The following is a 19,000-nucleotide window of genomic DNA, read 5'->3' as shown; positions in this document are numbered from 1 at the left end:
AAGAATGGCACTATTTGTTATGATATAAAAAACCATCTATTTACGAACCTTTTCATACCTAAATTGTGAAATATTTCACTATACCACATTAAAAGCATTATCTATTATTCTATTAACAAAATTTTTTTATAGAAAGTAGGTTTTATCTTGAAAGGAGAATTAAAATGGGGGCTTATGATTTTATTTTTTGTTCTTATAGCGTATATCCTCCCCTATACGCTTTTAACAAATGTTACAAAATGGTATGGGAGTTTCTTTGTTTGGATCATCCTAGCCGTCATCGTTATTGGGATTAATTATTTTATAACAAAGGATTGGGGTAAAGAAAAATGAGTACAACTTTAGTATGGAGCGCCATTGTTATATATGTCGCAGTTGCCATTCTCATTGCATTATTATCAAGGTCTGGAAAACAAAATAACATGAATAGTTACTTTCTTGGAGACCGAAAGATGAATGGGTTTGTATCTGCGCTTAGTTATAGTGCCACAACTTATAGTGCGTTCATGTTAGTAGGACTCGCCGGTCTTACTTATAATGGTGGAGTTGGAGCATTAGGTTTTGAACTGATTTATTTAATGGGGGTTTCCCTTGTTGCCTTTTTTGGACCAAGGTTTTGGAAGGTAGGAAAGAAATTTGGGTATGTAACTCCATCCGAAATGCTAGGTGATCGCTATGATAGTAAAACAGTAGCGATTCTCGTTGCTGTCTCGAACTGTATTTTTTTAATTCCTTATAGTGCGGTTCAATTATCAGGTGTTGGTTACTTATTACAAGGTGTGACAAATAATGCTATTTCCTTTTCTACTGGTGTTATTCTTGCTACAGCATTAGCTATCTTCTTCACTTATATCGCAGGAATTAGATCAGTGGCATGGACAGACTCCCTACAGGCACTTTTTATGATTATTACTTCTACTATTGTAGTGCTAGTATTAATTAAAGGGCTCGGTGGTTTTAGCGGTTTCTTTGGCACACTTGAAACAAAATATCCTGAATATTTAACCGTGCCCGGAAATGGCTTTTTTAGCTTTCTAAACTTTTTAGGTTTAAGTCTACCTTGGTTTTTCTTTAGCTTATCCAATCCACAGGTTAGTCAAAGATTGTACATGCCTTCATCACTAAAAAGTATGAGGCATATGCTTATGGGATTTTTGATATTTGGATTGATTTATACGATTGTGGCAATTATTTGGGGGTATTCCGCTTTAATCATGTTTCCAAATTTAGAAAATGCAGACATGGCAACACCATTAGTTCTTCAATCAGATCTAATACCGCCAATTTTGGGGGCTATCGTTATGGTAGGAATTATGGCAGCTGCCATTTCGACTATTGATTCCATTTTACTTACCCTTTCATCTTTGTTTGCTAGGGATGTATATGGGAACGTGAAGAAGAATACAAGTGATTCCGCACAACTTAAAGTTGGTAAATTTATCATTCCTGTAATAGCAGCTTTAGCATTTATCTTTTCGCTAATGGAAGTTAACCTGATTGCAGTTTTATCTGTTTCTTCCTCCGCTGGTTTGTTAGTAGTTGTACCAGCCATAATCGGGGCGTTCTTTTGGAAGCGTGGAACGGCAGCTGGGGTTATTTCTAGTGTAGTAGTTAGTGGATTCATTGTTATTATCCTGGAATTGATGCAAATAAAGCCTTTAGGTTTAGCTTCCGGACTTTGGGGTATTCTTATTTCAACCATCCTTTTCATCAGTGTAAGTTTGCTGACAAAAGCACCGGAAGAGAAGGCGAAGGGGTTCTTATCTGTATAATATAAAGTTTAGAAGAGATTAGGGACATAGGAAAGTCTAAAAACTATCCTATGTCCTATTGAAGTTAGTGTGATCATTTTAATCCACTAAAATGTAAGTTGCTTTCACCGGACCATGAACTCCAACAATTAAATTCATTTCAATATCCGCACTATTACTTGGCCCAGATATAAAACTTACATAAGATGCAACAGTCTCCCCTTTAAGCGTTGCCTCATGAATTTGATTAGCTGCTTGTGTCATGCGAGGAACAAGCGTACTTTTTGGAATAATGGCTATATACGTTTTGGGTAATAAACTAATGGAGCGGCCATTATTTTTATTATTAAATAATGTCACAGTAGCGGATTCAGCTAATGTAATATCACTAAATGTAATTCCTACATCTGCCTGTTCCGCAATTACCTGATTTCCCTTTCCTAATTCGGGATCCCAAATATGAACATTTACATTTTCATCTAAATTTTTATAAAAACGGTTTAGTCCATATTTCTCATTACGAGGATCATTGGATACTATAATCGACTTTCCATCATATTTCCTAATCGTTTCTTCAAGAACTATTGGTAATTCCATCTGATCTGTTTGTATAAAATCAGTATGGATAGCTTCACACTGTTTTTCTAAAACTTCAACCAATTCATCCTGCGATGCCCCTTTAAATACTTCATATTGAGGATAAACGCTCCAATCAGGCCGTGCTACCCCTTGGGTTCGACGTGGCCTGTTAAGTCTATCGGCTAGATTATTTAAAAATGACTCCTTATTTTGAACGTTCATGTTGTTCACTCTCTCTTTCTTTAAACCAAGCACGAAATGACTTTTTGCTAGGGGCAGGAAAATCACGTACATCTGTCCATCCTTTTAGAGGCCCTGGTCCATTTTCAATCATGTCCTCGTCTTTGATCCATGGGATTAAAGCAGGCCTTGCTAATTTAGTACTTATTTTATAAGCGGCAGGACTTGATGACCATTTAGCAAACCCATTCATCAAAATCTTTTCAGTCATTGGTGCCTTATTCTCCCTTTCCACGATAATTTGTCGGTGGCGGATAAGCATTTCATGTAATGGAATTTTAACTGGACATGCTTCTGTACAAGCACCACATAAAGAAGATGCATAAGGAAGTTCTTTATGATCATCATATCCATCCAATAACGGCGTAATAACCGCACCAATTGGTCCTGGATAAATGGAATTGTATGCATGACCTCCAACATGTCGGTAAACTGGACAAACATTGATACAGGACGCACAGCGTATACAATGAAGAGCAGCTTGAAATTCCGTTCCTAAAATTTTCGAACGACCATTATCAACAATAACTAGATGATAATCATCAGGGCCATCTACTTCATCCTCTAAGCGCGCCCCACCATAGGTTGTGATATAACTAGTTAACTTTTGTCCAACAGCCGATCTCGTTAATAAACTAACAAGTACTTCCATTTCCTCCCATGTAGGGACAATGCGTTCCATCCCCATCACCGTGATAACAGTATCTGGAAGGGTAGTTACCATTTCTGCATTTCCTTCATTCGTTACTAACGTAATTGCTCCTGATTCTGCTATAGCGAAGTTGCATCCCGTAATACCAACATCAGCAGATAAGAAATCTTTACGTAATTCCTTTCTAGCAAAAGCAGCAAGCTCTTCTGGGTCATCGGATTTATCATACCCTCTTTTTTTGGCAAAAGTATCGCGGATTTGCTCCTTGTTCTTATGTAAAGCAGGGGTAACAATATGAGAAGGTGCTTCCTCATCCAACTGCAAAATCCATTCTCCAAGATCTGACTCGACTACCTCCACCCCTAAATCCTTTATCGCTTTATTTAAACCAATTTCTTCCGTTACCATAGACTTCGCTTTTACTACTTTTCTGGCGTTTTTCTTTTTAACGACATTCTGAATATAATGGTTCGCTTCTTCAGCAGTCTCCGCGAAATAGACATTTCCACCTTTTTTAGAAACTGCATCGCTCAATTGCTGTAAATAGAAATCAATATTTTCTATTGTATGTGTACGAATTTCTTCTCCTAACCTGCGCCAATCTTCCCAGTTTCCAAGTTCTTCCGCTTGAGAAAGTCTTCCAGCTCTAAATCTCCCTTGTGCGGAAGAAACGGCTTCACGCATGAAATCATTCTCAATCCCTTTTGTTATACGTTCGTTATACGGAGCTTCCCCAATTTTAACACTCATGTAAACTCCTCCATCCATTAGTGAGTATTTAATATTTCTGTAATATGGATAACTTCTACTTGTTTCCCTTCTCTACGCATTCTTCCACCTATATTCATAAGACATCCCATATCACCGCCAACCAAGTAATCCGCTCCTGTCTCGGATACATGCCTCGATTTTTCTTTTACCATTTCTCGAGATATGTCAGGGTTTTTCACCGAGAATGTTCCACCAAAGCCACAGCAATCTTCTGCAACGGGAAGTTCAATTAATTCAACTCCCTTAACATTTTGCAAAAGTTTCCTTGGTTGATCCTTAACACCAAGAATTCTTGTCATATGGCATGATGGATGATAGGTCACTCTTCCTTTAAATGTGGAACCAACATCTGTTATTCCAAGAACATCAACAAGAAATTGCGTTAATTCATAGGATTTATTGGCAAGATCCCTTGCATCCTCCTCCCACTCTTTATCTCCCGCAAATATCTTGGGGTATTCTTTTAACATTCCAATACATGATCCAGAAGGACCTACGACATATTCCGAATCTCTGAAACTCCTCATCATCTGTTTCATAGATTGTTTTGCTTCTTTTAAATAACCACTATTAAAAGCTGGTTGACCACAACAAGTCTGGGATGCAGGAAAATCCACCGCACAGCCAGCTCTTTCTAAAATCTCAACCGTATTTTTTCCAACGTCTGTAAAAAACATATCACTTAAACATGTAATAAATAAGGATACTTTCAAACCTCTCACCTCTTCATTATGTAGACTACCAAGATAGCTTCTTACCATTTATCAATATGTTTAAATAGATCTTTATTTACCTCTTCTAAATGATCATGCATACATTGCCCCGCAAGTTCTGAATCCCTATCTTTTAAAGCATTAAAAATCCTTTCATGTTCCAAATATAACTTTTCAGATCGCCCCTGCGAATATAACAAGACTTTCCTTGTTTCACGAATGGATTCGGTAAGTAGATCGGACACACTACTCATTAGGTTGATAAGTAACTGATTATGTGTTGCACTTGCAATCGCCATATGAAAATCGGTATCCGCACTTGCTGCTAGTTCATCATTATCTTTTGCATTTTTCATAACAATTAGTGCCTTTTCTATTGGCATTAAATCTTCCTCTTTATAAACTTTTGCAGCAAGGCTGGCTGTTCCTACCTCTAATATTTTCCGTAGTTCATACAACTCTTTAACATCGTTTTTCTTCATTAAAAAAGCTGTAGTAACAGGCAAAGTGAATCTAGACGGGTCAAAATCCTTTACATAAGTCCCTTCCCCTTGTCTCATCTCAAGTAACCCCATTGAACGAAGTCCGCTAAGTGCTTCCCGAATAGCAGATCTACCAACATCAAAATGATTTGCCAGTTTTTCAACAGAATCTAACTTATCCCCCGGTTTTAGTTGTTTATTTTTAATCATCTCGATTAAAGAATCTGCCACTTCTTCGTAGATTTTTCGCTTTCTTATTTTTTTATATTCCAATTCATGTTCAACCCCTGTTCATAGTTGTTGGATTTCTTAAATCTATTAAATCCCTTCTAGTTGTGATGATAATCTATTGTTATATTTTTTGATACAATGGTTCACTCCTAAAGAAAGTAATCTGGCAAAATTTTAATGTTTAATCAGCGAGGCATAATACCTTGCCGATTTTGTTTTTAAATGAAGTAGAAACAGAATCCTTCCAACAAAACTTAACCGCTAACTTCTTCAAGATTTGAATCACTTTGCTCCTTCACTTGACCATTACCTTTGATCGAAATAATCGCAATGAAACTGACTAATGCAGCTAAAATCATATAAAGCGCAACCGGTACGTAAGAATTGTTAAAAGTGGCTAATAATGTTGTTGCCACAAGCGGAGCCGTTCCTCCTGCAAATGCCGCACCAAGCTGATATCCTAACGAAATCCCGGTATTACGTATTTTCGCCGGGAAAAATTCCGACATCATCGTTCCCTGGACAGCATTGAGGGAACCCCAGATGAATCCCAAACCAATAACCGTTGCTAAAATAAGTAAAAATACCGAACCTTGTTGCAGCATCCAGAAATATGGAAAAGCATATAATACAGTCGCCACAATACCAAATAGGTAAATTCTCTTTCTACCAATTCGATCTGATAGATGTCCAATAATCGGAATAAGAATCGTAGCAACTAAGGAGCCAATTACAACCGCATTCAAAGCCTCGGACTCATTGAATGACAAATTGGATGTTGCATAAGAAACGATAAATGTTCCATATATGTAGAATGGTGCCGTTTCAACTACTTTTGCCCCCATCGCGATTAACACTGCTTTCCAATGGTAACGTAATGTATCTGCAATCGGAAGCCTTGATATTTCACCCGCCTCTTGGGCTTTTTTAAATGCGGGAGTTTCATCAATACCTTTCCTAATCCATAAACCGAATAAAACAAGTAAGACACTTAATAAAAACGGTACACGCCATCCCCAAGACATGAACTGCTCATCTGGTAGAAGTGTCATCACCGACATAACCAAGGAACCTAAAATCAATCCCAGGGAAATCCCTATTTGCGGCACACTTCCAAATAACCCCTTTCTATTTTTCGGTGCATATTCTACCGCTAACAGTACAGAACCGCCCCATTCGCCACCAAGTGCCAACCCTTGCACGAAACGTAAACAAGTTAGAAAAATTGGCGCCCAAATACCAATCACTTGATAAGTAGGCAGCAGCCCCATACCAAAGGTAGATAAGCCCATTAAACTGAGCGTTAGTACTAACGTCTTTTTCCTACCTAAACGGTCCCCAATATGACTAAAAAGGACTCCACCGATAGGTCGTAAGAAAAAAGCAACTGAAAAGGAAGTATACGCAATAATTAACCCCAATACTGGATCCTCACTTACGAAGAATAACTGGTTAAAAACTAAGGCAGCAACCGTACCGTATAAAAAGTAATCAAACCACTCGATCGCACTACCTATTAAACTAGCACAAAGTACCCTTACATTCCCCTTTAACATTGTGTTTCTCCCCCCAATTAATTAATTCACCCCAATTTAAATCACTTACAATACTTGGACAGTTCATATGTTTGCCAACTCATCAGATGACCCGATAACCTTATGTTCGTATTCTATCATGAGTTTTAGGGCTTGTAAATATCATTTTCAAAGGAAATGAATTATTCAGTATATTCCATTTTACTTGGTTTTAATAACTTAAAAGTTGTTGTAACAGTACTTTTATCTTACTCATAAGTGCAACAATACAATTGGGGTTACATATAACTTTTATGAATCATAAATCAAATTCAACTTAAAAAAAGACAGGAATCTTCCCCCAAGGAAATAATCCTGTCTTTCATTCTAAATTGTGTCACTTTTTTCTTCTTAAAAATCATACTCCTCTTCCTTAGCCTTACGAATATTCGTATAGGTTTCAGTTAACACTACTGTATCTTCGACTAAGCGTTGGATCCGGAAGATAATATCATCGTTGATTATTTCTTTCCTATAAAAGTCCTTTTCTTCAATAAATACATACGATTGAACAACTTGTGCTTTCATATAAGATAAAATTGGTTTTAATTGTTGTTCTACGATTAAATAATGTTTGGATGATCCAGCGGTAACAAGGATACCTACGATTTTGTCCCAAAATGATTTTTCAGGAAGCAAATCAAATATATTTTTCAATGTAGCTGGAATCGATGCTTGAAATATAGGTGTTCCAATTATGATGACATCTGCCTCCATAATTTGTTTTGTAACGTATCCAGTATCACCTTCATATTCCAAATAATTTCGCCCATCACTAAATTGAATATCGTAATCTGCTAGGTCAATTAGATTAAATTCTACTTCTGGATATTTTTCTAAGATTTCTTTGGATAGGTAATTCATTGCTGTTCTAGTTTTAGAACCCACAATGGAACCAGATAAACCTACTATTTTCACACTTATTACCTCCTATTGTTTTGCTGTATATTTTTTAATAGCCGGTACAATTTCGGTACCAATAATTTCAATATTTTTCATTATCCTGTCAAACGGAACGCCGCCAAATTCCAATTGTGCCATGTATCGTTGATGACCAAATTGTTCATGTTGATACAATATCTTTTCAATAATTTCTTGAGGGCTTCCCACAAGCATGACACTCCGTTTGTCCGCTCCTTGTGCAAATAGTTGCTTAGCAAACCCTCGTCCATTCGTTCGTTTCATCCCTTCATTGATGTGAGGATAATATTCCCTTAATGCTTGTTGTGTTGTTTCGGCTGTATAGAAAAACCCTGTTGTGGCAACTGGGAAATCTGCTGGATCGTATCCTGCTTGGGTTAAAGCATGACGATAAGTATCAACAGATGTTTTAAAATGTGATACTGGTCCACCGAGCATTGCTAAGGCCATCGGAACACCTTGGAAGCCTGCTTTAAAAGCACTAGCAGGAGTGCCGCCAACAGCTCGCCAAATCGGCATAGATCCTTCTTTTGGCCGTGGCAATACTTTTGCATTTCTTAAAGGTGCTCGAAAGTTCCCGCTCCAATTGACAACTTCATTTTCATTAATTTGTAGTAACAGTTCAAATTTTTCCTCAAATAATTCTTCATAATCACGAATATCATAACCTAATAATTCAAAGAGTCCAATCCTCGAAGCTCGGCCAGCAATAATTTCTGCACGACCATTAGAAATTAGATCAATAGTTGCAAAATCCTCAAACACCCTAACTGGGTCGGATGTAGAGATAATGGTTGAAGAGCTTCCTATTTTTATTTTCTCAGTTGCTTGAGCTATTGCTGCTAATACAACTGAGTGTGCTTGCGTAGTAAAATATTCTTGATGGCTTTCACCAATACTAAAAAAATCAATGCCTGCTTGATCAGCTAATTTTGCAGTTTCAACAAGTTCCTTAAGTCGTTGCTGTGCGGAAATCCGCTCACCTGTTTGAGGATTAGATAAATGATCACCTAATGAATACAATCCAAACTCCAATCCCTTACTTTGATCTATTCGGTATTTTTCCATGCCCATTTTTCTGTCACCTTTCTTTAGTTGGTTTGTATTTTCGACTATTGGTTTCGTATATTCCGGTATGAGTAGTGAAACTAAGCTTTTTTGCGCTTGTTCCGGCATTCATAGCTCCGATGAGTGCTAAACTAAACATTTAAGAAACTTCTTACCATCAGTTTACAAGTCAAGTGATATCATAAAAAATAAATGGTTAATTACTTTCCCATTTTACCTTCCGTATTTTTTTGTAATTTAGTCATGAGCTTGTATAAAGTTTTTTGCTCTTCCTTTGTTAAGGAATCATTAAAAAGAGACGTTTGGAAGTTTTTTTGCTGTTCAAAAACCTCTTCTATTTTTTCTCTACCTTCTGAAGTGAGAGTAATCCATTTCGTTTTCCAGTCTTGCTTTCGCTTTATATATCCCTCTTGCTCAAGTCTGGTGAGCATACGGGAAATTCCACCCTCTGATACCGTTAATTTAACAGCTAGTTCACTTTGCATGATAGGTTGATAATTAGAAATCTGAGTAAGAACATCAAACTGTGCTGCGGTAATGCCAAATTGCTTTAAGAATTCATTCGATAATAAATTACTTTGATGCGTAAACCGCGCGATACGCAACCAGAGCAGTACACCTAGTGTATTTTTTCTCACCGTACTCACTTCCTTTCGTTACTATCACTTTACACCTCAAGTTATAAAAAGACAAGGGATGTTTATTACAGGTATGTGTCAAGTTTTTCTCGGTGTGTCTTTCACACCAATATTTCCGGCACTCTATTTTTGTACACTTTTTCGGCTACCGCGCGACCCTTGTCGCTTGCTGTCCCCAATTTTTAGGTAACGTTCTAAAAACCAAGAACCTTACCTAAAAATCAGGGTGTTATCTAAAACTTTTTATTAACTGTCCAATAGCTGATGAATGAGCTGTATTTAGGCTTATTTTACCTTGTTTTGCTCCAATTGACGGCTGGGTTTCCTGGCGTAGAAATTCAGTCATACGAACCACTTTTTTCACGTCTCGTTGTTTTCTTACACTTCGCCTTTGGTCTCTCAAATAGACGGATCGTAATGTTTTATTTAGAATCCCTTGTTTGATCTTCACCATTGCCTCACTACCTTCTAAACTCCAATGCATTCCACGCTTTTTCATTCGGAATGAAATATGTCGTTGGTTGGATTCCATTGCACCCATGCCCCTTGCCTCTTTTGGTGGATTCTCAACTTTTTCTCTCCAATCAAAAATTCGATCCCAATTACCGCCAATATATCTACGAAAATCCTCGGCCTTTTCTAACTGCTTATCCGTTTCTAAAGTGCTCTCCAATGTATCCATCCAACGTATGAAATCATCCAGTTCGTGTTCTTTGATTGCCTTTTGTACACCTTCTTTAAACTCGCTCTTTTTAACTCCAAAAGTTCGATTCAGTGCTTTAGAAATGTGAAAGGAATCCAATTGATTTAAAACAGGATAACTAGACTGTGAGAAAGCCTCTTGAAAACGTTCTGCCGTATAACCGGGACCACCATCACTATTGGTGACAACTTGTGTATTTTCTAAGGAATAATGACTAGCTGTAAACGCCTGGACTTCTTTCCAAAAATCATTCGTTGGTTTGGTTGTCATGATGACCTGTGGATTCTTTAGGGAAATACGCTTCCCATTTTTACTCCAACCTTCATGAATGATCGCATGATGGACTTCATGACTTGTCTTTTTCTTTGTTCCACGCACAAATACACCATCTGCCTCGGCAAATAAAAATTCCAATTCTTTCCCCTTTGGTAAATAGGCAGCTTCCTCTAATTCAGCTAACAATTCTTCATCAGCTTGCGCTTGTGCTTTTCCTACACGCTTCACCATACTTCCCACTGTCGTATGACTAAGATTCACGGCAGTCCATTCACTTAATATGCGTGCAGTTTCTCGGTACGTACTCTCACTAGCCAACTCCGCCACTTTTACTTCAACTAAAGGACTATGTCGCTGATATTTTCTAAATCCAACCCACTCATCAAAAGGATAATGCGCTTTCCCATTGATATCGTGCATTAATGTATGCGTAAAACGAACTGCCCCAAAGATAAACTGAATTGTCTTTTCATCTTCTCGTTCAACCGTCCAACCCTTACTTTGCATTCTTCTTTTTATCGTTTGATTAAGTTGTGTAAATACGCTCCCCATCAGTTTAGTAAGGAGATCATATACATAAATTTGAACATGTTCCTCAAAGTCAATTAAATCATTTGTATCCTTTAATAATTCGCTGATTTTTGATATAATTGTATTCATGAAAAGGCCTCTTTCAAATGTATTTGCCGGTCAGCATACATTTATGATAGAGCGCCTTTTCTTTTTTTTCTAGAATTTTGTTTCAAATCCCCGAGAACTATTTTACACATAGTCGTGATGTCTTTTTGGAATAACAAGATAGCACATACCAAAATAGAAAGGTTCGTTTAAATTGGATAAACCTAATTTATGGACAAAAGATTTTTTAATTGTATCTTTCACCAATTTTTTCCTTTACTTTATTCATTACCTATTAATTTCCACCATTGCGATATTTACGATAGATCAGTTTCATGCTTCAGAATGCATGGGTGGTTTGGCAGCAGGAATCTTTATCATAGGGATGCTTTTTGGTCGGCTTTTTTCAGGGAAATACATCGACCAAGTTGGCCAAAAGAAAATTCTTTTTATCGGCTTTATTTTTTCTGTTATAACCATACTTTTATATTTTAGTATTACAAACTTACCTATTCTCTTTCTTGTGCGTTTTTTGCATGGTGCTGCTTTTGGAGTAGCCTCTACTGCCACCGGTACGATTGTACAACACATTATTCCAGATACACGTAGGGGTGAAGGTACTGGTTACTACGGATTAAGTACAACACTTGCATCTGCAGTTGGTCCTTTTTTTGGAATCTTAATCAATCAACATTTAGGTTTCAGGATGAACTTCGTTGCATGTACCGCACTTATAGGAATAAGTTTTCTAGTTTCACTTTTCTTAAAGGTGCCTAATGTGGAATTCCATAAAGATCCATTAGAAAAAGAGAAGGGCTTTAAACTGAGCGATTTCTTTGAAGCGAAAGCAATTCCAATTTCCATTGTAAGTATTTTAATTGGCATCAGTTATTCAAGTGTTCTTTCATTTCTGACCGTATATGCACAAGAAATTAACTTGGTCAACGCTGCCGGTTTTTTCTTTGTTGTTTATGCTATTGCCACTTTAGTAACAAGACCTTATATGGGCAAACTTTTTGACATGAAAGGGGATAATGCTGTTATGTATCCCGTCCTTATTGTTTTTGCCCTCGGTTTAATCATATTAGGTCATGCCCATCAAGGGATTATACTTTTATTATCTGGTGCTTGTATTGGGATTGGTTATGGAACATTTATTACCAGCGCTCAAGCTATAGCTGTTAAGGCATCACCTAAGAGTCGTATTGGCTTGGCAACATCAACATTCTTTATGTTTGCAGATTTCGGTGCCGGCTTTGGACCGTTTTTACTTGGATTTTTAATTCCTCTCACCGGCTATAGAAACTTATATGAAACAATGGCCATTTTGGTTGTGGCTGCTACTGTATTATATTATTTCTTGCATGGAAGAAAAAAGAGTCATGAAACGTCTTCTTATGAAGAAACCTTAGTTTGAAAAAATAAGGTTAAAAATCTTTAATAAAAAGCTGCCCTAACAAGATTTATTAGGGCAGTTTTTCATTTGCATTAGAACTATAAGGGGTTCAACCAAGTCTATTAAGCTAGTGATCTTTACTCCACTCCCACAGCTTCAGAAACATTACGTCTTGGAGGCATAAGATCTTGTGGAATTAAACTTTCATACTGATCCCCATCAAGACGGTTTTTAAATTCCTCCCTGGCTTGAGATAATAAATCTTCATCCTCTAAAACACGAATTGCTGTACAAGCCATTGTTTTTCCGGCAAGTAGCATTCCTTGGTGAGCATAGTTCTGCTTTCCTTGCGCTACCACTTGCCATGTATGGAAAGGAGTAGCTAATGCCCATGTAGATGTGTAGCACTGAGCTGTTGGAACCTTCCAGCTAACATTCCCAACATCGGTTGACCCGTTCATGAATGATAATTTCTCCGAGTAAGGAAGAATCACATCAGCAATTGGTCTTTCATCCAATTGGGAAGCGTATTCCTTATCAAATAGTGACTTTGCACTTTCCCTACCTTCATCGGTAAAAGTCTGATACATTGCCTTGGCAAATTCAATATCTTGATCATTCAATTCTGGGAATCCCAATTCATCCATTTGTTGATGCATAACCCGCTCCAATGTACTGTTTGGAATCAAATTATGACAAGATCCTTCAATTTGATGCTCCATTTCTGTTTCAGTCATTAAGGCAGCTCCACGCGCAATATTTTCTACACGTTTATACAGATTTTGTACCTGTTCCGGTTTAGGGGCTCTAATTAAATAGGTAACCTCTGCTTCCTTTTGTACAACATTCGGTGCTAACCCTCCAGGATTCGTAATAGCATAATGAACGCGAGCATCATCAATCATATGTTCACGCATATAATTAACACCAATGTTCATTAATTCAACAGCATCCAAGGCACTTCTTCCAAGATGCGGCTCCTGTGCTGCATGGGCACTGCGACCATAAAACGTAAAGGTTGCATGAATGACGGCGTTTGAACTCGTATGCGGAACGGCATTCATCGTATAAGGATGCCAGGAAAAAGCAACATCAAGCGAATCAAATACACCCTCTCTGGCCATAAATGCCTTTCCATATCCACTTTCTTCTGCAGGGCATCCGAAATATTTAACGGTTCCTGGAAGGCTATTGGTTTCCATATAATCTTTAACCGCAATCGCTGCAGCCAATGAGCCCACACCAAGTAAATTATGCCCACATCCATGTCCATTCCCTTGTGGTATAATCGGATCATATGACTTGCTTCCTGATTTTTGGCTGAGACCTGAGAGTGCATCATATTCTCCCAGTATTCCAACAACCGGTTTTCCTCCACCGAAACTAGCTACAAAGCCAGTTTCAAGTCCTGCAACATCCCGCTCCAATGTAAACCCTTCATCTTCCAACGCATTACTCAATAAATCTGCTGAACGAAATTCTTCAAATCGCGTCTCAGCAAACTCCCACACTTTATTGGCCAATTCCTTAAATTTTTCATCTTTACTATCTACTAAAGTTGATATTTTTTCTGTTACACTCATGATCATATATCCCCTATCTTTAAGTATATTAACAACATTATTTCTCTCGGTCTAAATACCTTCTATGTTAAATAACTCCTTGTATACGCAATACAATCTCGGCTATAATCGCGGAACCAAGAAATGTACCCAATAAAACACATGTTCCAACAACAATACTCCGCCAACCCAATTTTGCAAAATCGGCCCATGAACGCCCGACAGCAATCCCCGCATAAGCCAGGATTGGTGTTGTTAAGGCAAGTAAGTTTACTTCCTCCGTCCATTTAATTAAATACCCTGATCCAGGTGTTACCGGCAAAGAAAGAACCATCCCAATCACAGAGATATAAACAATGGCAGGTAAATTTAACGGCAAAACTTTTTGGATGACCAATCCAGCTACACAAACGAGAATGATAATAATCATTCCGGGAGCTGCCGTTAGCGGCATGACATGATAGCCAACCCAATTGCCCAATATTGCAATGATACCAATAATCGTCAAAACAAAAGTCCATTCCTGAATACTTTTTAACATGTGTCATCCCCCTATTTTAGCCTTTGGTTCGGCATCCTGTTTTGCCTTGTCACCTTTAAATTTCGAAAGTATCTCATAAAGTTTTTCTGTCAATGGAAGTGCGAAAAAAATACTTACAAATAATCCTGTTGAAGCAGAAATAACGTTGCTCGCTGCAGCAAAAGCCACGATACTTTCCTTCATATCAGGAAACATAGTAACCAGCGGACCACTGGCAGCAGCCATCATGCTCGCGCTTCCGACCCCTGACGCCATTGCAAATGCCAACGGATGAATCGGTGTAAGAGAGACTAACAACCCGGAAATTAAGCCCAGGAACATAGCTCCAAATAAGGTTCCATAGATATACATGGCCATTACACCCCGTCCTTCCGGGGAATTGAAACCATATTTATCTGTGATCAATGCTAAATTTCCTTCTCTCCCTAAAGAATGGGTCATTCCAATGCTCTCTCTTTTCATTCCGATTGCAATCGCTACTGGAAGAGCTAGAAATATCGTGCCAAAGTTGCCAAGTTCCTGTAGTAATAAAGCTGGTCCGGCCTTAATAATTTCCTCAATCCCCGGGCCAATCGCGAAACTAAATTTCGTACACAATAAACTTGCCGACAAAAATACAATAGAATCGGCATTTATCGACATTCTTTCTTTTACAACAGGTGTGAAATAGAGCACTAGACCAAAAACCACGGCATAGAGCATGGGTAATAGCAAAATAACTCCTGGTCCCAATGAGATCTCGTGAGTCCCAATCCCCTCCGCTAATAAAACCAATATAAGCACAATAAGATGCAAACGCCAATCTTTCCAAAGTTTAGGCTGCTTTTCTTCCACTTTTCCTTTCCCCCCCTATCATCATTTGCTGATGAAAATTAACCCCATGATTCCAATAATAGGCCTCACCGTCCCATATGTTTGACCGTAGTGAGAATAAGAATTTCACTACAAGTGAAATTCTTATAACTATAAGACTATATGATAGTGTCCCCAACCTATTGGAATCGGTTTCATAATACATTTTCGGTAATGTCCTTAATTATAGATAAAGCTCTATTTTAAGTCAATATGGAATTATTAGAATATTGTGGGAGGTAGGAATAAAAACTAGTTTTGTAACATATTCTATATAATTTTTTAGACGATCACGTGAATAGGTACTTTCCTTACCAATTACTTCCGCATACCCCTTCTTAAAATAACTATAGCATTATCCATAAAATCGGGATATAGTTTGATTGAATCAACGGAGTAACAAAAGAACTTATGTTTGTATCAGAATGGGGAACTTTTAAATACAGAAAATTTAATAAAGGAGAGTATAATCAATGTCCTGGAACTACCAAAAGTACTTACATGTTTACGCTCAGCATAGTCATCATCAAGAATCTTTTATAGTAGGGAATAGAAAGGCACTATTAGAGCTCCGTAAGCTAATAGATATAGCTTTATCGAATGGTAAATCTATGGGAGACTTTTTCCCTTCTGATGATGAAGGGTTTCAACTTTACGTTGGTGTTGTAGAAAGTGAGGATACCTTTAACTCGTTAGAAATGCCCTATACAGAACAATTTGGAGAGATAAATCACAATAATTATTTTATTAATCTTAAAGATGACCCGAAAGCACCTTATTCTCCAGTAATTTTATTTCCTGATAATGAGAAAGAAGAAGATAGTTAGTATTTAACTTAATAACTCAAGTTTCGGAGTTAGAAAACACGCATAAACTTCGAAACTTGAGTTAATTAAATAAACAAATTACGATTAGGAACAAAATCCAGCTATGTTTTCCAGGGAAAGGATGTTTTTATGCGAAAATTGTTTGTTTTACTGTGTTGTTCCGTCTCTATTTTATTTTTGATTAGTGCTTGTGAAAGCAAAGAAGACACATCGGTAGAGATTGGAGAGGAGTTTTTGAAGGAATTCTATAATGTTGAAGATTCAAATGTTGATTTGGAGGAAATGAACGAGGAACAACTAATTGATCATCAAAATAAATTCTCAACTTATTTCACAGAAAAGGAATTTAAAGACCTAGCAGACAAAAGGTTTTTTTTAATACCACAAGAGGTAGCAAGCAAAAAAGATAATACTATTTCTTTAGAAAACATTAAGTTTGAAAAAAATGAACAAGACCAATCAGAAAGTGAATCGTACGATTATAATCATTCATTTACTTTGGTATTTACTGATTCAGAAGGAAATGAGGCAGATAAAGTAAAAATAGAAGGTGAAATGACTATTTTAGATACCGAAGATGGATTAAAAATTGACCGTTATTACGATGGAGAAACCCTAAGGGATATACTGTATCGTTAAACTGCCGTTTCTAATTTAGCTGTTGTTGGGCTAACTGATGATTTAGTAGATGAGGATATATGTTGTGCAAAAAAGGATAGATGAACAGGAGTTTTTTCTGCTTAAATCTATCCTTTTCTTTGTTACCAGACAATAAAACTAGATGGGAATAAATGATGAATAAAAATTTTTCATTGCAGCAAGGATTAAGGGATAACATAACTACAAAAAACTGTTTTCACAACCACAAAACCTTTTCGTTTATAGTTGTTTGTCTTTTATCAATGATTTAGAGAGTTACACACCTATGTTTTGTCTTTTCACAATAACTATTTTATTAATCTAAAAGATGACCCGAGATCACCTTATTCTCCAGTAATTTTATTTCCTGATAATGAGAAAAAAGAAGATAGTTAGTATTTAACTTAATAAAACCTTGTTGTATTTTCTATTTTGAGGGACCTAATTTATAACTTTTAAATCGAGTAGGAGGAGGCGACTAACCTCCGACCTCTCACACCACCGTACGTACGGTTCCGTATACGGCGGTTTCATTTAAGTCCAACGTAATGTTTGATATCGATAATATAGACTCTTCAGCCCTTGGTTTGACCAGTATCGGTCACCAAGGGCTTTATGCAAGATTGGGCTATTGGCTATTCGCCAATAGGCTTTCCTTGTGTTTGCCCATTCCCACGCTTTTCCCTTATTGATTCCTTGTTTCATTAAGTTCTTATACTTTGTTTTGACTTTCTTCCACTCCTTCCAACGTATCATTCGCAGCCTTCTTCGAATCCAGCTATCTAGACCTTTAAATATAGAAGGTGTATCTGCCAGTTGATAATAACCAAGCCAGCCCACTAGGTATCGATTTAACTTCTCAATCCTATCCTTCATGTTCATAGACTTCCTTCTAGAAGTTAGTTCTCTAATACGTTGTTTGAAACGTTGGACACTTTCTTTAGAAACCCGAATCTTCGGTTTTTCCTTATGGACAGTGAAAGAAAAGCCAAGGAATTTGCGTTTCCATGGACGGTCTACTGCACTTTTCTGTTCATTTACTTTTAATTTAAGTTTTCCTTCGATGAATTTAGTAATACTTTTCATCACTCGCAAACCGGCTCTTTTGGAGCGTACATAGATATTACAATCGTCCGCATAGCGGACGAAATGAAGTCCTCTTTTCTCCAGTTCCTTGTCTAACTCATCTAGGACAATATTTGAAAGTAGTGGACTTAATGGGCCACCTTGCGGCGCTCCTTCTGTGTTTGGACGCACTATCCCGTCCTCCATTACACCTGCTTGTAGATATCTGCGAATTAGTTTAAGCACTCTGGAATCATTAATCCTTTGGCTCAATGTACGCATTAATCTATCGTGATTAACTTTATCAAAGAATTTCTCTAAATCCATGTCGACGACCCAACGATATCCTTGTTTAATATAGTTTCTTGCTTCTCTTACAGCGTCATGACCTCGCCTTTTAGGACGAAATCCATAGCTATGTTGAGAGAATGTTGGGTCATAAATATCTGTTAGGACTTGTGCAATTGCTTGTTGGAGGAATCGGTCCATCACAGTAGGAATCCCCAACTTCCTCTTCCCGCCGTTTGGTTTCGGGATTTCGACACGACGAACGGGTTGAGGATAGTAGGTTCCCTTTTCGAGTTGTCCTCGAATGGTAGTCCAGTGTTCCAAGATATGCGCTCGTAGGTTTTGTACGGGCATTTCATCTACACCGTGACTTCCTTTATTTCCTTCTACGCGTGTTAGCGCTTGTATTAAGTTTTCCCGTGATAGTATTCTCTCCAACATGGTATCTAACTCCTACGTGAATTGTCCGTCCTTCTTGTGTGGCAACTACTTTCAGCCCTTCTAATGTCCCCCACGGATTCACCGTTTCCTCCATTAGGAAGGAATAAATGTTTCTGCTTCATTAAGTGTTGCGTACGTAAAGTGGCAATTCTCCTTAAATGATTCAGCCCTT

At 37.6% G+C, this 19,000-nt stretch carries 18 protein-coding genes; 5 read left to right on the top strand and 13 right to left on the bottom strand.

Features of this window, described 5'->3' with window-relative positions; genetic code table 11:
- Positions 1–147: 147 nt before the first annotated feature.
- Together MHI02_RS02440 and MHI02_RS02435 are read left to right on the top strand one after the other, a co-directional pair.
- Positions 148–333 (top strand): hypothetical protein, encoded by a 186-nt coding sequence (locus MHI02_RS02440; protein ID WP_047184509.1) that lies wholly within the window; start codon positions 148–150, stop codon positions 331–333.
- Positions 330–1,772, top strand: coding sequence for a sodium:solute symporter family protein (locus MHI02_RS02435; protein ID WP_047184508.1), 1,443 nt, complete (start codon positions 330–332; stop codon positions 1,770–1,772). The genes MHI02_RS02440 and MHI02_RS02435 overlap by 4 nt, the downstream gene beginning before the upstream one ends.
- Positions 1,773–1,850: 78 nt before the next feature.
- Here MHI02_RS02435 and MHI02_RS02430 read toward each other — a convergent pair whose 3' ends face one another.
- From MHI02_RS02430 to MHI02_RS02390, 9 genes are all read right to left on the bottom strand, one after another.
- Positions 1,851–2,552 carry a LutC/YkgG family protein gene (locus tag MHI02_RS02430; RefSeq protein ID WP_047184507.1) on the bottom strand — a complete coding sequence of 234 codons (702 nt, stop codon included), beginning with the start codon at positions 2,550–2,552 and terminating at the stop codon, positions 1,851–1,853.
- Positions 2,536–3,972: a LutB/LldF family L-lactate oxidation iron-sulfur protein gene (locus MHI02_RS02425; protein WP_047184506.1), complete on the bottom strand. Its 1,437-nt coding sequence runs from the start codon at positions 3,970–3,972 to the stop codon at positions 2,536–2,538. Before MHI02_RS02425 ends, MHI02_RS02430 begins: the two co-directional genes overlap by 17 nt.
- Positions 3,973–3,989: 17 nt before the next feature.
- Positions 3,990–4,706: a (Fe-S)-binding protein gene (locus MHI02_RS02420; RefSeq protein ID WP_047184536.1), complete on the bottom strand. Its 717-nt coding sequence runs from the start codon at positions 4,704–4,706 to the stop codon at positions 3,990–3,992.
- Between the two features lie 41 nt (positions 4,707–4,747).
- Positions 4,748–5,461 (bottom strand): FadR/GntR family transcriptional regulator, encoded by a 714-nt coding sequence (locus MHI02_RS02415; protein ID WP_047184505.1) that lies wholly within the window; start codon positions 5,459–5,461, stop codon positions 4,748–4,750.
- A gap of 212 nt (positions 5,462–5,673) precedes the next feature.
- Positions 5,674–6,975 (bottom strand): MFS transporter, encoded by a 1,302-nt coding sequence (locus MHI02_RS02410; protein WP_047184504.1) that lies wholly within the window; start codon positions 6,973–6,975, stop codon positions 5,674–5,676.
- 369 nt (positions 6,976–7,344) lie between these two features.
- A complete protein-coding gene (locus MHI02_RS02405) occupies positions 7,345–7,911 on the bottom strand; it encodes an NADPH-dependent FMN reductase (RefSeq protein WP_047184503.1) in 567 nt (188 codons plus the stop codon).
- 12 nt (positions 7,912–7,923) lie between these two features.
- The gene (locus MHI02_RS02400) at positions 7,924–8,982 is read right to left on the bottom strand and encodes an LLM class flavin-dependent oxidoreductase (RefSeq protein ID WP_047184535.1); all 1,059 of its coding nucleotides are present in this window, start codon (positions 8,980–8,982) and stop codon (positions 7,924–7,926) included.
- Positions 8,983–9,182: 200 nt separating this feature from the next.
- The gene (locus MHI02_RS02395) at positions 9,183–9,620 is read right to left on the bottom strand and encodes a MarR family winged helix-turn-helix transcriptional regulator (protein ID WP_047184502.1); all 438 of its coding nucleotides are present in this window, start codon (positions 9,618–9,620) and stop codon (positions 9,183–9,185) included.
- Positions 9,621–9,849: 229 nt separating this feature from the next.
- The gene (locus tag MHI02_RS02390; RefSeq protein ID WP_341165619.1) at positions 9,850–11,259 is read right to left on the bottom strand and encodes an ISLre2 family transposase; all 1,410 of its coding nucleotides are present in this window, start codon (positions 11,257–11,259) and stop codon (positions 9,850–9,852) included.
- A 172-nt stretch (positions 11,260–11,431) separates the two neighbouring features.
- Here MHI02_RS02390 and MHI02_RS02385 point away from each other — a divergent pair, with 172 nt between their 5' ends.
- Positions 11,432–12,634, top strand: coding sequence for an MFS transporter (locus MHI02_RS02385; RefSeq protein WP_341165618.1), 1,203 nt, complete (start codon positions 11,432–11,434; stop codon positions 12,632–12,634).
- A gap of 116 nt (positions 12,635–12,750) precedes the next feature.
- Here the strand turns inward: MHI02_RS02385 and MHI02_RS02380 are convergent, their stop codons facing one another.
- The 3 genes from MHI02_RS02380 to MHI02_RS02370 form a co-directional block, all read right to left on the bottom strand.
- Positions 12,751–14,196 (bottom strand): M20 family metallopeptidase, encoded by a 1,446-nt coding sequence (locus MHI02_RS02380; protein WP_216884332.1) that lies wholly within the window; start codon positions 14,194–14,196, stop codon positions 12,751–12,753.
- A 67-nt stretch (positions 14,197–14,263) separates the two neighbouring features.
- Positions 14,264–14,716 carry a hypothetical protein gene (locus tag MHI02_RS02375; RefSeq protein ID WP_047184405.1) on the bottom strand — a complete coding sequence of 151 codons (453 nt, stop codon included), beginning with the start codon at positions 14,714–14,716 and terminating at the stop codon, positions 14,264–14,266.
- Positions 14,717–14,719: 3 nt separating this feature from the next.
- Positions 14,720–15,550, bottom strand: a complete 831-nt coding sequence (locus MHI02_RS02370; RefSeq protein WP_341165617.1) for a DUF3100 domain-containing protein — start codon at positions 15,548–15,550, stop codon at positions 14,720–14,722.
- A gap of 491 nt (positions 15,551–16,041) precedes the next feature.
- Between MHI02_RS02370 and MHI02_RS02365 the strand changes: the two genes are divergently transcribed.
- Both MHI02_RS02365 and MHI02_RS02360 read left to right on the top strand, forming a co-directional pair.
- On the top strand, positions 16,042–16,395 hold the full coding sequence (locus tag MHI02_RS02365; protein ID WP_060668901.1) for a hypothetical protein: 354 nt from the start codon (positions 16,042–16,044) through the stop codon (positions 16,393–16,395).
- 129 nt (positions 16,396–16,524) lie between these two features.
- Positions 16,525–17,034, top strand: coding sequence for a hypothetical protein (locus MHI02_RS02360; RefSeq protein WP_060668900.1), 510 nt, complete (start codon positions 16,525–16,527; stop codon positions 17,032–17,034).
- A gap of 534 nt (positions 17,035–17,568) precedes the next feature.
- Here MHI02_RS02360 and ltrA read toward each other — a convergent pair.
- Entirely contained in the window at positions 17,569–18,828 is a 1,260-nt protein-coding gene (ltrA, locus tag MHI02_RS02355) for a group II intron reverse transcriptase/maturase (RefSeq protein WP_047183676.1), read from the bottom strand.
- Positions 18,829–19,000 lie beyond the last annotated feature (172 nt).

It is taken from the genome of Oceanobacillus sp. FSL K6-0118 (assembly GCF_038006665.1).
GTDB lineage: Bacteria > Bacillota > Bacilli > Bacillales > Amphibacillaceae > Oceanobacillus > Oceanobacillus caeni.
This window is presented reverse-complemented; position numbering and strand designations above follow the sequence as displayed.

Bases quoted from the DNA above. Each gene is read 5' to 3' on its own strand.
- MHI02_RS02435 (WP_047184508.1), top strand. From the start codon at position 330: ATGAGTACAACTTTAGTATGGAGCGCCATTGTTATATATGTCGCAGTT.
- MHI02_RS02375 (WP_047184405.1), bottom strand. From the start codon at position 14,716: ATGTTAAAAAGTATTCAGGAATGGACTTTTGTTTTGACGATTATTGGT.
- MHI02_RS02430 (WP_047184507.1), bottom strand. From the start codon at position 2,552: ATGAACGTTCAAAATAAGGAGTCATTTTTAAATAATCTAGCCGATAGA.
- MHI02_RS02400 (WP_047184535.1), bottom strand. From the start codon at position 8,982: ATGGAAAAATACCGAATAGATCAAAGTAAGGGATTGGAGTTTGGATTG.
- MHI02_RS02360 (WP_060668900.1), top strand. From the start codon at position 16,525: ATGCGAAAATTGTTTGTTTTACTGTGTTGTTCCGTCTCTATTTTATTT.
- ltrA (WP_047183676.1), bottom strand. From the start codon at position 18,828: ATGTTGGAGAGAATACTATCACGGGAAAACTTAATACAAGCGCTAACA.
- MHI02_RS02410 (WP_047184504.1), bottom strand. From the start codon at position 6,975: ATGTTAAAGGGGAATGTAAGGGTACTTTGTGCTAGTTTAATAGGTAGT.
- MHI02_RS02390 (WP_341165619.1), bottom strand. From the start codon at position 11,259: ATGAATACAATTATATCAAAAATCAGCGAATTATTAAAGGATACAAAT.
- MHI02_RS02380 (WP_216884332.1), bottom strand. From the start codon at position 14,196: ATGAGTGTAACAGAAAAAATATCAACTTTAGTAGATAGTAAAGATGAA.
- MHI02_RS02425 (WP_047184506.1), bottom strand. From the start codon at position 3,972: ATGAGTGTTAAAATTGGGGAAGCTCCGTATAACGAACGTATAACAAAA.
- MHI02_RS02365 (WP_060668901.1), top strand. From the start codon at position 16,042: ATGTCCTGGAACTACCAAAAGTACTTACATGTTTACGCTCAGCATAGT.